Raw genomic sequence first — 12,719 nt, 5'->3', positions numbered from 1 at the left:
CGAGACCGGTTTGCTCAGCGCCGGTACGGCCCGGCTTCCGGCCGCGTACTCTGTCCCCCATTCGAATCCAGCACACCCTTCATGAAGTGAGCCCCCGGCCATGCCCACAACACCTGAAATGTCGATGGACATGACGACCGTCGGTGACACCGGCCTTCTCGACACGCTGCAGCACGAGGTCGCGGTCTTCGCGCGCCGTGCCGAACAGACCCGGCTCGGCGGCGTCGGGCAGGTGCGCAACTCCATGGACCGCGCCGCGTACCTCCTGCTCAACCGGCTCGACAAGGAAGGCCCGATGGGCGTCAAGGCGCTCGCCGCGAGCATGGGCATCGACTCCTCGACCGTCACCCGGCAGGTGGCCCCGCTCGTCGACACCGGCCTGGTCAAGCGGACCTCGCACCCCGAGGACGGGCGGGCCGTGGTGCTCCAGCTGTCCCCGCGCGGACAGTCCCGGCTGGAGGAAGTGCGGTCCTCCAGGCGGCAGTTGATGGCCGAACTGACGGAGGACTGGCAGCAGGACGAGCGTGAGGCGTTCTGCGCCCTCCTCACGCGTTTCAACGTGGCGCTGTCCGCCCGGATGTCTCCCCAGGGCATCCCGGGCACGGATCCGACACAGGCCGAGTCGTAGAAGGCGCGTCGTCGGTGTCGGCCGTGTCCTTCGCGTCGGCCGTGTCACAGGGGTCGGGACGGCGATCTGCCATGTCATAGGGGCCGGGGCGGCGATCGGCTGTCGTGGCCTCGGCCGCCGCGCGCACGCGCGTGTGTGCGCGGCTCTTGACCGTGAGCCCGCGCCTGGCCTCATATGAACCTCACAAGGAATCGCCGTGCGGGGGTTCCCAGGGGGTCGCCGTCAGGCGGGAGGCTCGGTGTGCGAGAGAGGCGTACGGCCCAGGAAGCCCGCCGGGCCCGCGAGTTCGAGGCGTTCGTCGCCGGCGCGGGCGGGCGGCTGCTGCACACCGCCACGCTGCTCACGGCCGAGGCACCGGACGACAACCCCCGCGCACGGCGCCTGCTGACCCACGCGCTCGCGCACACGTACGCGTACTGGGACCGGCTGCGCGGCGAGGACCCGTACAACCGCGCCCGCGAGGAGCTCGCCGTCCGCTTCGCGCGCGGGACGTGGCACCGGTACGTCGCTCTGCCGCTCCCCTGGGCCCGCCGCGGGCCCGCTCCCTCCGGCGCGCTGGCGGGGCTGGCCCCGCAGCAGCGGCTCGTGCTGGTCCTGCGGTTGTTCGAGGGCGTCGCCGAGGAGCAGGTGGCGGCCCTGCTCGGACTGCCGGGGGAACGGATCCACACGATCTGCGACCGGGCCACGACCCACCTCCTGCATCCGCCGCGCGGACCGGCCCCCGCGCGCGTGCGGCCGAAGGCTGCGACGTCGTGAACCAGCCCGAGCGGGAGGCCGTCGTACGGGAGCGGATGGAACGGATCGCGCCGCGCGTGCCGGCGGAACTGCCCACGGAGGCGTTACGCCGGGGCAGCCGCATCCTGCGACGGCGGACGATCGTCCTGCGGCTGCTGTGGCTGCTGCTGTTCGCGGCGACCGTGGCCTTCGTGGTGTGGGCGGCCACGGCCCGTCCGTGGGTGGAGCCCCCGTCGGAGACGACTCCACCCCTGACCGGCTGGTGAAGCAAGCTGCCGCAGGGTTCTAGCCGAGGGCCTGCTGCAGGTCCTCCAGCAGGTCGTCGACGTTCTCGATGCCGACGGAGAGGCGGACGAGGTCGGCGGGGACCTCCAGGGCCGAACCGGCGACCGAGGCGTGCGTCATCCGGCCGGGGTGCTCGATGAGGGACTCCACACCGCCGAGCGACTCGCCGAGGGTGAAGACCTTGGCCCGGTTGCAGACCTCGACCGCCGCCTCCTCACCACCGGTGACCTGGAAGGACACCATTCCGCCGAAGGACCGCATCTGCTTGGCGGCGACCTCGTGACCGGGGTGCTCGGCAAGGCCCGGGTAGAGCACCTTCGTCACACGCGCGTGCCGGGTCAGCATGTCGGCGACCTTCGTGGCGTTCTCGCTGTGCCGGTCCATCCGCACCGACAGCGTCTTGGCGCCGCGCAGCACCAGCCAGGAGTCGAAGGGGCCGGCGACCGCGCCCATCGCGTTCTGGTGGTACGCCAGCTCCTCGCCGAGCTCCGGGTCGCCGACGACGAGCGCGCCGCCGACGACGTCGGAGTGGCCGCCCATGTACTTGGTCAGGGAGTGCACGACGACGTCCGCGCCCAGCGACAACGGCTGCTGGAGGTACGGCGTGGCGAAGGTGTTGTCGACGACGAGCTTCGCGCCCGCGTCCCGGGCGATCTGCGCGACGGCGGCGATGTCGGTGATGCCGAGCAGCGGGTTGGAGGGGGTCTCCACCCACACGGCCTTGGTCCTGGGGGTGATCGCGGCCCGTACGGCGGAGGGGTTGCTGGTGTCGGCGACCGACCACTCCACCCCCCAGCGGGCGACGACCTTGGCGAACAGGCGGAAGGTGCCGCCGTACGCGTCGTTGGGGATGACCACGTGGTCGCCGGGGCTGAGCAGCGTACGCAACAGGCAGTCCTCGGCCGCCAGTCCGGAAGCGAACGCGAGTCCCCGGCACCCGCCCTCGAGGGCGGCGAGGTTCTCCTCCAGGGCGGTGCGGGTCGGGTTGGCGCTGCGGCTGTACTCGTAGCCACCGCGCAGCCCGCCGACGCCGTCCTGCTTGTAGGTCGAGACCTGGTAGATCGGCGGGACGACCGCCCCGGTGAGGGGGTCTGCGGTGTTGCCCGCGTGGATCGCGAGCGTCTCGAAGTGCTGACTGATCTGCCTGTCGCTCATGGGCACCGAGCGTAGTGCGCCCGGGGGCCGGTGCCGGTGCCGGTGCCTGACAGAACGTTTCGGCAGGGCGCCGGGACTTCTCGGCAGGGCGCCGGGGGAGGGCGTCCTGTCCACGGCGTCGAGGGATCCGTCGGGAGTTTTCCACAGGCTGCGGGGGTGGGTTCGCCAATTGTCGGCGTCGTCTGGTTCGCTTGAGGCATGCAGATTCTCTGGGTCCTGATCGCGCTGGTCATGCTGAGTTTCGTGGTGCTGCCGTTCGTGCGGCGCAGGCGCGGCATGATCGAGCAGGTCCCGGCGGGCCACCCGGACGCCGCGGACCCGGCGAACTACGGCTTCGTGCGGACGGAGGAGCTGGACATCCGCATGCCCGGCGCCGACCAGGACCTGCTGGACGTGCTCGACGTCGTCCAGCGGACCCAGGACTACCGGGCGGCGCAGCAACTGCTCGCCGGTACGGAGATCGAGGGCGAGCGGCGCTGGCAGCGGGTGCAGGCCTTCGCGGGCGCGGCGGCACTGGAGCTGCAGCAGCGGCCGGGCGGCGTCAGCGAGGCGCCGGGCGGTCAGTGGCTGCGGGTGTGGCGGGTGGAGGCGCCGAAGGACGCGGGCGGTGCCGCGGTGCACGCCGAGTTCCTGGTCCAGCAGGCCTGGCGGACGTCGTCGCGGGGCACGGACGACTTCCGGATCATCATGGAGGAGGCGAAGGACGCCTGCGGCCAGGCCGCGCTGCTCTCCCCCGGTGACCCGGTCCCGTACATCGTCGAGCTGTCGGTGGCGCGCGGTCTGAACTACGCGCAGGCGGAGTTCGAGCAGCTCTGGCTGAAGATCCTGGACCGCGCCCCGGCGCACATGGGCGCGCATCTGGCGGCCCTGCACTACTGGTGCGAGAAGTGGCACGGCTCGCGCGAGCTGGCGAACTCCTTCGCGGAGGCCGCCGCGGCCCGGGCCCCGCAGGGCTCGCTGCTCGCCGCGATGCCGCTGTTCGCGGTGTTCGAGCACCTCCCCGAGGTGAACCTGGTCAGCGGCTTCTACCAGAGCGAGGTCGTGACGAAGGCGATCCACGGCGCCCTGTTCGCGGTGCACGCGGCCCGCCCCGACGATCCGATGCTGGCGCACGTCCGCCATCTGCTGGTCTTCTTCCTGGTGCGGGGCGAGCGCTGGGCGGAGGCCATGAACCAGCTGATACACGTGGACGGCCATGTCGGCGCCCTGCCCTGGACGCTCTCGCCGGACCCGGCCGGGGAGTTCGCGGTCTACCGGGCGCTGGCGGTGGCGGGCTACGAGGCGAACGGCGGCAGCCCGGCGACACTCCTGCACTGAGGTGCGCTGAGGGCATCCGCGCATCGCCGAGGGCCTGATCAGGGCGGATCTTGCCTCGCACAGGTATGTCGGCCATACTCCGCCCTCACCGTGTTTTGGTCATGCGCACGCCCGGACTGGGCTCGCTGACCGTCTGATCTGTCCTGTGGGGGGACCTCCGTTCAATGGGCGCGACTCTGCGCGCACTGCGCGCTCTTGTGCTGCTCGCCGGCTTCTATCTGCTCGGCGTCGTCCTGCTGGCTCTGCTGGCGGCCGGCGACTACCTGCTGTTCCGGCACGCGCCGGGCGGCCTCGCGGCGAAGCTGGCCCTGATCTCCGTACTGCTGGCGATTCCGCTGGTCCGCGGCCTGTTCATGCTGCGTGCGCCGAAGGACGAGGAGGCACCGGGCCTGTCCGTCACGGAGGCGGAGGAGCCCAGGCTGTGGCGGACCGTGCGGGAGCTGGCCGAGGAGGTCGGCACCCGCGCCCCGACCCGTATCGTCCTGACGCCCGACGTCAACGCCGCCGTGAGCGAGAACGCCCGCCTCCTCGGGATGCTGCCCGGGCCGCGCCGCCTCTACCTCGGCGTCCCCCTGATGCAGGGGCTGAACGAGGCGCAGGTGCGGTCCGTCCTCGCGCACGAGCTGGGGCACTACTCGCACGCCGACACCCGGCTCGCCTCGATCGTCGTGCGCGGCCGGGCCCAGATCCTGCGCACCATCGGGCACTTCGAGGAGCGGGCGGAGAGCACCGCCGCCCGCGAGCGGGCCCGCCAGGAGGAGAAGAACTCCCGGTCGGAGGCCAAGGGCAAGAAGACCCGGGAGGTCGACACCGGCCACGCGGGCATCACGTACCGCCTGATGGCGAAGATCTACATCGGGTACGCCAAGCTGTACTTCCGCGCCACGCTGGCGGGTTCCCGTCGGCAGGAGTACGCCGCCGACGCGGCGGCCGCGCGGATCGCCGGCCGGGACGCCACCGCTTCGGCGCTGCGCGAGATCCCGGTGCTGGACGCCGCGTTCGGGTTCTACATGCGCAGCTACGCCACGCTGGGCACGGACGCCGGGCTGCTGCCGCCGCGCGGTGAGGTGTTCGGCGGTTTCGGCCGGCTCCTCGACGCCCGCCGCCTCGAGCTGGCCGGGCTGCACGCGGAGCTGCCGACGGAGTCCTCATCGCCGTACGACTCCCATCCGCCGATGGCCGATCGTGTGCGCCGCGTCGAGGCGCTGCCCGCCGACCGGCGCGCGGACGAGGCGAAGGGCGGCGCCCTCGCGCTGCTGTCCGACCCGGAGCGGACGTCGGCGGCGCTGGAGGACACGGTGCTCGTCGAGGAGGTGCGGCTGTTCCGCCGTACGGCCGACTGGCCGGAGCTCCTCGACGGTGCGATGAGCGCGGGACTCGCCTCCGCCAACACCCCGCTGCACCGGGCGCTCGCCTTCTACACCAAGGACACGCCCACCCTGCCGGCGCTGCTGAAGGTCATAGACGACGGCCGGCTGTGGCAGCTGGCCCGCCGGCTGCCGCTCTCCGACCAGGCGTCGGCGGCGCAGGGCCGGGTCTTCCGCGAGTTCGTACGGCCCACCCTGCACGAGTCGCTCAGCACGATGGCGCTGGCCGAGCTCAGTGCCCGCTCGCTGCTGCGCTGGGAGTTCTCCTGGGAGCGGCCGGCCGTCCCGCGTCTGCCGTCCGCGCCCGACGGCACCGAGACCGACCTCGGCAGGGCGGTCGGCGCCGCGATCGCCGACGTCCCGGACACGACCGCGCTGCGCGCGCTGCTGACCCCGCACAACTGAACGCCGACAACCTTTAAGCACCGAGGTCTGCTGCTGTGATCATCCTCTGGATCGTCCTGGCCCTGGTCGGGCTCCCCCTCCTGGCCCTGGGCCTGTACTTCCTCAAGGCCATCGTCCAAGGCGCGGTCGAGGGCTGGCGCGGAGCCGACGACGACGAGTCCGACGGCGCCCACGAACCGCAGGCCGCGGTTGCCGCCCTCGGTCTGCTGCCGCAGGAGCGGCAGAACACGAACTCGGCGGCGCCGCTGCCGTCCGCGCTCGTCGCGGCGCTCGACGCGGCGAAGGCGGGCGACTGGCGGCCGGCCGCGGACCTGCTGGACGCGACGGCCGACGCGCGGGACTGGGAGTACCGCGCCTTTCACACCGAGCGGCTGGCGACCCTCGCCGCCGAGGACGACGCGTGGCTGCTGGCCTGGGAGGCGGCCCGCCGCGACGATCCGGCCGCCGCGCTGCTGCGGGCCCGCAGCACGGTGCGTCTGGCGTGGGACGTGCGCGGCGGCAAACTGGCCAAGCACACCACCAGGGAGCAGTTCGAGGGGTTCCACCGCATACTGGTCCGCTCGCGTGAGGAGCACGCGCGGGCGGCGGTGCTGGCCCCCGAGGGCGATCCGACCCCGTACATCGGTGCGATCTGGACCGGCCTGGGCCTCGGCCATCCGCACGCCGAGATGGACCGCCTCTGGCAGGAGATCACCGATCGCGCCCCGCACCACTACGAGGCGCACTTCTCCGCACTGCAGTACTGGTGCGCCAAGTGGCGCGGGTCGGAGCAACTGGCGCGCGAGTTCGCCGCCCGCGCGGCGAAAGATGCCCCGCTGGGCGGCCTGATGACGGCGTTCCCGCTGATCGCGCACTTCGAGCACGACGAGTCCGACTCCGCGGACGCGGACCGTACGCCGGAGATGCGCGCCCTGGTCGACGCGGCCCTCGCGGACGTGGCCGCGGCGGACCCGGCGCATCCCCGGATCTCCGAAGTCCGGCACCTGCTGGCGTACTACCTCGCCCTCCAGGACCGGGACGAGGCGGCGGTGGAGCAGTTCCGCCTGGTGGACGGCTATGTCGGCGCCCTCCCCTGGCGCTACCGGGGCAACCCGGCGGCGTCGTACTGCCGCATGCGCGACCTGAGCGTGAAGCACGCGGCGGAGCCCTCCGGCTGACGGCCCCCGCGGCCGTATGCGGCCGGAGTGCGGCCGGAATGCTGGGTGGCACGAACCCGTTGTGCGGGGTGCCGCCCCGCAACGCCCTCCCTGGCCCCACGGGCCGGCGGAACACCGGAAGAGCAAAGGAGCCCGCGTCATGCTGTTCGGCCGTACGCCCGTCCTGATCACCCCGGAGCAGGCACTCGAGGGCCGCCCGGAGCCGGTGTTCACGGTTCCCGACCGCCACACGGTCCTCGGCAACCCGCTGCTCGGCCCCTACCCCGAGGGCTACGAGGTCGCGGACTTCGGCCTGGGCTGCTTCTGGGGCGCCGAGCGCAAGTTCTGGGAGCTCCCGTCGGGTGTGTGGACCACGCTGGTCGGCTACCAGGGCGGCCACACCGAGAACCCCACGTACGAGGAGGTGTGCTCGGGTCTGACCCGCCACACCGAGGCGGTCCGTGTGGTCTACGACCCCGCCCTCATCTCCTACGAGAGCCTCCTGAAGACGTTCTGGGAAGCCCACAACCCCACCCAGGGCTTCCGTCAGGGCAACGACGTGGGCACCCAGTACCGCTCCGCGATCTACACCCACACCCCGGCCCAGGCCACCGCCACCGAAGCCTCCCGATCCGCCTACCAGCAGGTCCTGACGGCCTCCGGCCACGCCACGATCACCACGGAGATCCTCCCGGCGGACTCCCGCCCCTTCTACCCGGCCGAGCCCTACCACCAGCAGTACCTCGACAAGAATCCGGCGGGGTACTGCGGAATCGGTGGCACGGGCGTGTCGTGCCCGATCGGTGTGGCGACGGCCGGGGGCTGAGCGCTGCTGCTACAGCCGGACAGCGCCGCGCGCCGTCTCCGCCGCAGCCCGACTCAGGAAGAACGTGGTGCCGTCGCCCCCGGGCTGGGTACAGCGCCCCGCTCCCTTTGTCTGCGCCGGACGACGAGGACGGGCAGGCCGTCGGTGGAGCCTCGGCCGGCCTGCCTCCGTCTTCCGCCGGGGTGCCTCGCGGTCAGCCCTCCGCGCGGGCGGGCAGTCGCCATCCCGGGCGCGGGAAGTGGCAGGTGTAGCCGTCCGGGTAACGCTGCAGGTAGTCCTGGTGCTCGGGCTCGGCCTCCCAGAAGGGGCCGACCGGCTCCACCTCGGTGACGACCTTGCCGGGCCACAGCCGGGAGGCGTCCACATCCGCGATCGTGTCCTCGGCGATCCGCTTCTGCTCGTCGTCCACGTAGTAGATCGCCGAGCGGTAGCTGAGGCCGATGTCGTTGCCCTGGCGGTTCTTGGTGCTCGGGTCGTGGATCTGGAAGAAGAACTCCAGGATCGCGCGGAAGTCGGTCTTCGCGGGGTCGAAAAGGATCTCAATGGCCTCCGCGTGCGTGCCATGGTTGCGGTACGTCGCGTTCGGCACGTCACCCCCCGTGTATCCGACCCGGGTCGCCGTCACTCCCGGGAGCCGGCGGATCAGCTCCTCCATCCCCCAGAAGCATCCGCCCGCCAGTACGGCCCTCTGCGTCTGCGCAGCCATCACAACCCCTCCAATATCTGTCGGCTCGGTCACTCGGGCTACTCGGTTCGCCACCACCGGCATCCCATGCCCACTGTCCCCAACGCGCGAGGGTTCCAAGCGATTCCGTGCCCGTCCGACCGGCCCTGGGGCCGGTCGACCACCGGCCACCACGTCATCCACTCGACGGGCGAGTCCCGGCCCCGGAAGCCGCAGACAAGTAGCCCGCCCGAAGCCGGGGGCTCCCTGTTCCACCCGGCGTCTCTCGTGCGCCGGGGGTACACACTGTGAGCAGCCATGTCGGTGCGACTTGAGTACCCATAGGGTGCATCCGTGACTGCCACGTTGAGTTCCACAAGAGCCCGCGCCGCGCTCCGCACGACGGCGCGTGCCTCCGCCGAGTTGCTGCTCATATTCCTGATGCTCGCGGTGACTCTGTGGATCCTGGGCCGGATGTGGTCGGTCGTCTGGCCGCTCGTGGTCGGCCTGCTTCTGACCACGCTGACCTGGCCGCCGACCCGTTTCCTGCGTCGTCGCGGATGGAAACCCGCCCTGGCCGCGTCGGCCGTGACGGTGCTGTTCCTGCTGGTCGCCCTGGGCGTCGTGGCGCTGATCGCGGTACCAGTGGCATCCCAGTCCGGCGAGCTGACCGACGGCGTGGTGGAAGGCATCCAGAAGTTGCGCGAGTGGGCCGCCGGACCGCCGTTGAACATCGGTGACGCCCAGATCAACAAGGCCTTCGACACCGCGGTCTCCCGCGCGCAGGACGGTCTCGGCAGCATGGTCGGCGCTGTCGTCACGGGAGTGAGCACCGTGGTGAACGGCTTGGTCACTGCTGTCCTGGCGCTCTTCCTGATGTTCTTCTTCCTCAAGGACGGCCCGCGGTTCCTGCCGTGGCTTGCCCATCAGCTGCCCGGCCGGCTCGCCACCGACGTCCCGGCCGTGGCCGCGCGTGGCTGGGACACCCTGGGAGCGTTCGTGCGTTCCCAGGCGGCTGTCGGCCTGCTCGACGCCGTCCTGATCGGCCTGGGCCTGTGGGCTGTGGGGGTACCGCTGGTGCTGCCGCTGGCGGTGCTGACCTTCGTCACCGCGTTCGTGCCGATCATTGGTGCCCTGTTCGCCGGACTCGTCGCGGTTCTTATCGCGCTGGTCTCCAACGGCCTGACGGACGCGCTGATCGTGCTGGCCATCATCATCGTGGTGCAGCAGCTCGAGGGCAACGTGTTCCAGCCCATGATCCAAAGTCGTGGGCTCGGCCTCCACGCGGCGGTGATCCTGCTGGCGGTGACGTTGGGCGGCAGTCTGGCCGGCATCGTGGGCAGTCTGCTCGCGGTACCGATCGCCGCGCTGATCGCGGTGGTCTGGAACTATGTGCGCGAGCAGCTCCGAGAACCGTCACATCCGCGGACCGACGAGTCGGACGCCGGCGCCGCCGTCCCGTCCTAGGGCCACGTATCTGCCGTTCCTCCCCGGAGAAGTGCCCCGGAGGTCTCCGAGGGGTAGTCCGCGCAGGTCGCAGGTGCTCCCGATGGGTCCCGGGCGGTGGACAGGCTCACGGCATGGACGTCCGTGTGGAGATCGCCCGGGAAGCGAGTCACGAACTCGTGGGTGCTTTCAGCCGGCTGCTGCCGCAGCTGTCTTCGACGGCGGAGCCACTGGACTACGAAGCGGTCGACCGGCTGGTGACCTGCGACGCGAATACCGTGCTGATCGCCGGGGCGTCCGAGAGGATCGTCGGCACCCTGACTCTGGTGCTGTTGCCACTGCCGTCCGGCTTGCGGGCGCGTATCAAAGACGTTGTCGTGGACGACGACGCGCGGGGCCAGGTACTCGGGGGCTTCCTCATTCAGCAGGCCCTTGGAGGCTTCCAGGCCCGGGACTCGAGGTCTACCGCTTCCCGATCGAGGAGTAGACCGACCGTCCGCGGAAGGACGCGTGCGGGTGAGTGAACTGGAGGCATCGTGTCCGCGCCGGAAGCTACGGGTGGACCGTCTCGGGCTCCGCCGGGGACGTCTCCGTCGGCCGGTCCGGGCGCGGGCCTGTCTGAACGCGACCTCGGGATGAGTGGCTGTGGAACCAGCGAGGATGGGCTGGGGTACGCCCCGCAGGTGGAGATCGAAGAAGGCAGCCACGTAGTCGCGGGTGATGCACCACCCGCGCACTCCCGAGAGCGGAACTGCCGGGTCCGACAGCCCCGACTGAAGTGTTCGGCTCCGGTTGCGGTCAGCCGGCGTCTTTAGCCGTTCAGGTGGCTCCAGGCATCAGGCCAGTCGGTGCCATCGCTGTCGGGACTGTGCGTGGACTCGGCGCCGATCATCAAGAACGGGCGTCGGCCTAGCCCTGCCGCAGCGGGTGGACGAAGAAGTCACCGTCGAGATCGACCCCGGCACGTACGCGTTCGTCCGCGGACTGCGGCAGGCCGCGTCTGAAATCGGGCGGATCCTGGATGGAGCCCACGCAGCCATCGGCATCCCGACCCGGTGAGCAGGGACTGGCACCGGGGCCGAAACCCAGTGGCCGCGTGAACCGGCCAGCCCCACGCTGTACGCCATGGAGGAACAGCGACGCGGGATCCGTGCGGCCTGCGCGGAGTCCACGATCACCGTCTACCAGGCGTACGCCCCGGAGATCGGCATGCCCGCGGTCCGCGAGGGCCGTTTCCCCACCGCGTGGAAGCGGGACCGCATGACGTGAGTCATCAAGCCGCGCTCGCGGACGCCGTCCATTCTCCTGATCGCCTGCCCGAGACGGTTGGCCCAGGTGTGGGCCGGCGCGCGGGTCGAACCAGATGGCTGCCTGGAGAGGAGAACGGGTGAGTCGCGAGGGGGACCGACAGCGTTGCTGCGTTGTGCGAGACGAGGGGCCTGCGCGGTCAGTCGAACGCCACGACCAGGCGGACGCCGTCATCACCGAAGCGGCCTGCCAGAGCCTTCATCACGGCGAAGACATGCGGCCAGTGCGTTTCGGGTCCCAGGACAGCGCCGACGGTCAACGGTTCGTATGTGCACATCACATCGTTGGTGGTCCACTCCACATGTCCCGTCGCACTGTGCAAGTCCGCGGGTGGCACGCCTGTCGCGGACAGAGCTTCCGGCGGCCAGGAATCGGACACGAGTTGTTGATGACGTATCGATGGCAGCGTTTTCGTGCGCCAGGTGAGCCGGCCGATGAAGTGATCAGGCACGGTCGCGAGATCCATCGAATCGATCTCCGCCCAGCTGACCCAGGTCGCGCCGTGCAACTCGCCCGCCGCAACCCAGGACCCCAACTGCGAACGCATCCCGCTCGACAGATCGATGGGAAGGCCCCGGCCCGGTGCGAGCGGTTGAAAGCCCGCGTAGTTGCGCACTCCGAAGAGACAGCCGAAAGCCGCGTAGTCACTCTCGTCGTACAGCGGCCAAAGATCCATGGCGGCTACCCACGGCTCGCCGTCGTAGTAGTCGGTGTCGACGCCGGGGTGACGAAACTCGATGCCGCCATGGATGTCCGTACTCACGATGCGGCACCGTAACAGCGCCGGCCTGGACGGGCATGCGCGTTTGTCAGCAGTTCAGCAACGGAGGCGGCCCGCGTCCCCATGGATGCGCAGGACGAGTCCCTGCGCTGTGGGCAGCCACCCGCCGAGGCTGCTCCACTCCACGTCGAGGCCATCTCGTGGCGCACCTGCGAAGGCCTTGGGTCCGGTCCGGCGGCTGTCGCCCCCCGTTCGGATCACCCAAGGCGGCCCTTCAGGTGATTGCCGGACATCCCAGGAGCCAGACAGCCGTCGCAGGGGTACGACGTCTCAGCAGAGGACGAACCCAGAACGCCGTGAGGAGCTTGGGGATGTACGCAGCAGTCCGGCGGTACGAAGGGGTGACCGATTCGGCCCAGGCGGCCCGTCTCGTGAATGAGGGGTTCGTGCCGCTCATGCGCCAAGTCTCCGGCTTCGTGGCCTACTACTGGATCGATGCCGGGGACGGAGTGATGGTCTCGACCAGCGTCTTCCAGGACCAGGCCGGTGCTGAGGAATCGATCTCGAGGGCTGCGGACTTCGTGCGGGACAACCTCGCGTCCCTGCTTCCCAACCCACCCGAGGTCATGGCCGGCGAGGTGGTGGCTTCCTCATGACAGTCTTCGGACCAGCCACGTGAGATGTGGTCTCCAAGGCTGTACCGGCCTGCCGCGCCCACATGTTCGC

At 70.7% G+C, this 12,719-nt stretch carries 14 protein-coding genes and 1 pseudogene; 12 read left to right on the top strand and 3 right to left on the bottom strand.

Going from position 1 to position 12,719, the window contains the following annotated elements:
• Positions 1–118: 118 nt before the first annotated feature.
• The 3 genes from ACFPIH_RS09935 to ACFPIH_RS09925 all read left to right on the top strand — a co-directional run bounded on the left by ACFPIH_RS09935 (position 119) and on the right by ACFPIH_RS09925 (position 1,629).
• Positions 119–628 carry a MarR family winged helix-turn-helix transcriptional regulator gene (locus tag ACFPIH_RS09935; RefSeq protein ID WP_381165794.1) on the top strand — a complete coding sequence of 170 codons (510 nt, stop codon included), beginning with the start codon at positions 119–121 and terminating at the stop codon, positions 626–628.
• Between the two features lie 240 nt (positions 629–868).
• Positions 869–1,384: a sigma factor-like helix-turn-helix DNA-binding protein gene (locus ACFPIH_RS09930; RefSeq protein WP_381165399.1), complete on the top strand. Its 516-nt coding sequence runs from the start codon at positions 869–871 to the stop codon at positions 1,382–1,384.
• Positions 1,381–1,629, top strand: coding sequence for a hypothetical protein (locus tag ACFPIH_RS09925; RefSeq protein ID WP_381165401.1), 249 nt, complete (start codon positions 1,381–1,383; stop codon positions 1,627–1,629). The genes ACFPIH_RS09930 and ACFPIH_RS09925 overlap by 4 nt, the downstream gene beginning before the upstream one ends.
• A 19-nt stretch (positions 1,630–1,648) precedes the next feature.
• Here the strand turns inward: ACFPIH_RS09925 and ACFPIH_RS09920 are convergent, their stop codons facing one another.
• Entirely contained in the window at positions 1,649–2,803 is a 1,155-nt protein-coding gene (locus tag ACFPIH_RS09920; protein WP_381165403.1) for a cystathionine gamma-synthase, read from the bottom strand.
• A 198-nt stretch (positions 2,804–3,001) separates the two neighbouring features.
• On the opposite strand from ACFPIH_RS09920, the gene ACFPIH_RS09915 reads away from it, so the two are divergent.
• The 4 genes from ACFPIH_RS09915 to msrA (ACFPIH_RS09900) all read left to right on the top strand — a co-directional run bounded on the left by ACFPIH_RS09915 (position 3,002) and on the right by msrA (ACFPIH_RS09900) (position 7,854).
• A complete protein-coding gene (locus tag ACFPIH_RS09915) occupies positions 3,002–4,120 on the top strand; it encodes a hypothetical protein (protein WP_381165405.1) in 1,119 nt (372 codons plus the stop codon).
• A gap of 164 nt (positions 4,121–4,284) precedes the next feature.
• Complete coding sequence (locus ACFPIH_RS09910) at positions 4,285–5,892, top strand: M48 family metallopeptidase (RefSeq protein WP_381165407.1); 1,608 nt, start codon at positions 4,285–4,287, stop codon at positions 5,890–5,892.
• Between the two features lie 35 nt (positions 5,893–5,927).
• On the top strand, positions 5,928–7,049 hold the full coding sequence (locus ACFPIH_RS09905; RefSeq protein ID WP_381165409.1) for a hypothetical protein: 1,122 nt from the start codon (positions 5,928–5,930) through the stop codon (positions 7,047–7,049).
• 139 nt (positions 7,050–7,188) lie between these two features.
• Complete coding sequence (gene msrA, locus ACFPIH_RS09900) at positions 7,189–7,854, top strand: peptide-methionine (S)-S-oxide reductase MsrA (protein ID WP_381165411.1); 666 nt, start codon at positions 7,189–7,191, stop codon at positions 7,852–7,854.
• Positions 7,855–8,047: 193 nt separating this feature from the next.
• On the opposite strand, the gene msrA (ACFPIH_RS09895) is transcribed toward msrA (ACFPIH_RS09900), so the two are convergent.
• A complete protein-coding gene (gene msrA, locus ACFPIH_RS09895) occupies positions 8,048–8,560 on the bottom strand; it encodes a peptide-methionine (S)-S-oxide reductase MsrA (RefSeq protein ID WP_381165413.1) in 513 nt (170 codons plus the stop codon).
• 312 nt (positions 8,561–8,872) lie between these two features.
• Here msrA (ACFPIH_RS09895) and ACFPIH_RS09890 point away from each other — a divergent pair, with 312 nt between their 5' ends.
• The 4 genes and pseudogenes from ACFPIH_RS09890 to ACFPIH_RS09875 all read left to right on the top strand — a co-directional run.
• Complete coding sequence (locus ACFPIH_RS09890; RefSeq protein ID WP_381165415.1) at positions 8,873–9,985, top strand: AI-2E family transporter; 1,113 nt, start codon at positions 8,873–8,875, stop codon at positions 9,983–9,985.
• 113 nt (positions 9,986–10,098) lie between these two features.
• Entirely contained in the window at positions 10,099–10,488 is a 390-nt protein-coding gene (locus ACFPIH_RS09885; protein ID WP_381165417.1) for a GNAT family N-acetyltransferase, read from the top strand.
• Positions 10,489–10,891: 403 nt separating this feature from the next.
• Positions 10,892–11,023: a hypothetical protein gene (locus ACFPIH_RS09880; protein ID WP_381165419.1), complete on the top strand. Its 132-nt coding sequence runs from the start codon at positions 10,892–10,894 to the stop codon at positions 11,021–11,023.
• Between the two features lie 66 nt (positions 11,024–11,089).
• Positions 11,090–11,230 (top strand): annotated as a pseudogene (locus ACFPIH_RS09875) (DUF4291 family protein); the annotation flags it as partial.
• A 181-nt stretch (positions 11,231–11,411) separates the two neighbouring features.
• Here ACFPIH_RS09875 and ACFPIH_RS09870 read toward each other — a convergent pair.
• Entirely contained in the window at positions 11,412–12,035 is a 624-nt protein-coding gene (locus tag ACFPIH_RS09870; protein WP_381165421.1) for a hypothetical protein, read from the bottom strand.
• Positions 12,036–12,364: 329 nt separating this feature from the next.
• Here ACFPIH_RS09870 and ACFPIH_RS09865 point away from each other — a divergent pair, with 329 nt between their 5' ends.
• Positions 12,365–12,649 (top strand): hypothetical protein, encoded by a 285-nt coding sequence (locus ACFPIH_RS09865; protein ID WP_381165423.1) that lies wholly within the window; start codon positions 12,365–12,367, stop codon positions 12,647–12,649.
• Positions 12,650–12,719 lie beyond the last annotated feature (70 nt).

Source organism: Streptomyces vulcanius (assembly GCF_042653945.1).
Lineage (GTDB): Bacteria > Actinomycetota > Actinomycetes > Streptomycetales > Streptomycetaceae > Streptomyces > Streptomyces mangrovi.
Note: the sequence above shows the minus strand (reverse complement) of the source record. Positions and strands in the feature narration are given on the sequence as shown.

Bases quoted from the DNA above. Each gene is read 5' to 3' on its own strand.
- ACFPIH_RS09885 (WP_381165417.1), top strand. From the start codon at position 10,099: ATGGACGTCCGTGTGGAGATCGCCCGGGAAGCGAGTCACGAACTCGTG.
- ACFPIH_RS09865 (WP_381165423.1), top strand. From the start codon at position 12,365: ATGTACGCAGCAGTCCGGCGGTACGAAGGGGTGACCGATTCGGCCCAG.
- ACFPIH_RS09910 (WP_381165407.1), top strand. From the start codon at position 4,285: ATGGGCGCGACTCTGCGCGCACTGCGCGCTCTTGTGCTGCTCGCCGGC.
- ACFPIH_RS09915 (WP_381165405.1), top strand. From the start codon at position 3,002: ATGCAGATTCTCTGGGTCCTGATCGCGCTGGTCATGCTGAGTTTCGTG.
- ACFPIH_RS09920 (WP_381165403.1), bottom strand. From the start codon at position 2,803: ATGAGCGACAGGCAGATCAGTCAGCACTTCGAGACGCTCGCGATCCAC.
- msrA (WP_381165411.1), top strand. From the start codon at position 7,189: ATGCTGTTCGGCCGTACGCCCGTCCTGATCACCCCGGAGCAGGCACTC.
- msrA (WP_381165413.1), bottom strand. From the start codon at position 8,560: ATGGCTGCGCAGACGCAGAGGGCCGTACTGGCGGGCGGATGCTTCTGG.
- ACFPIH_RS09935 (WP_381165794.1), top strand. From the start codon at position 119: ATGTCGATGGACATGACGACCGTCGGTGACACCGGCCTTCTCGACACG.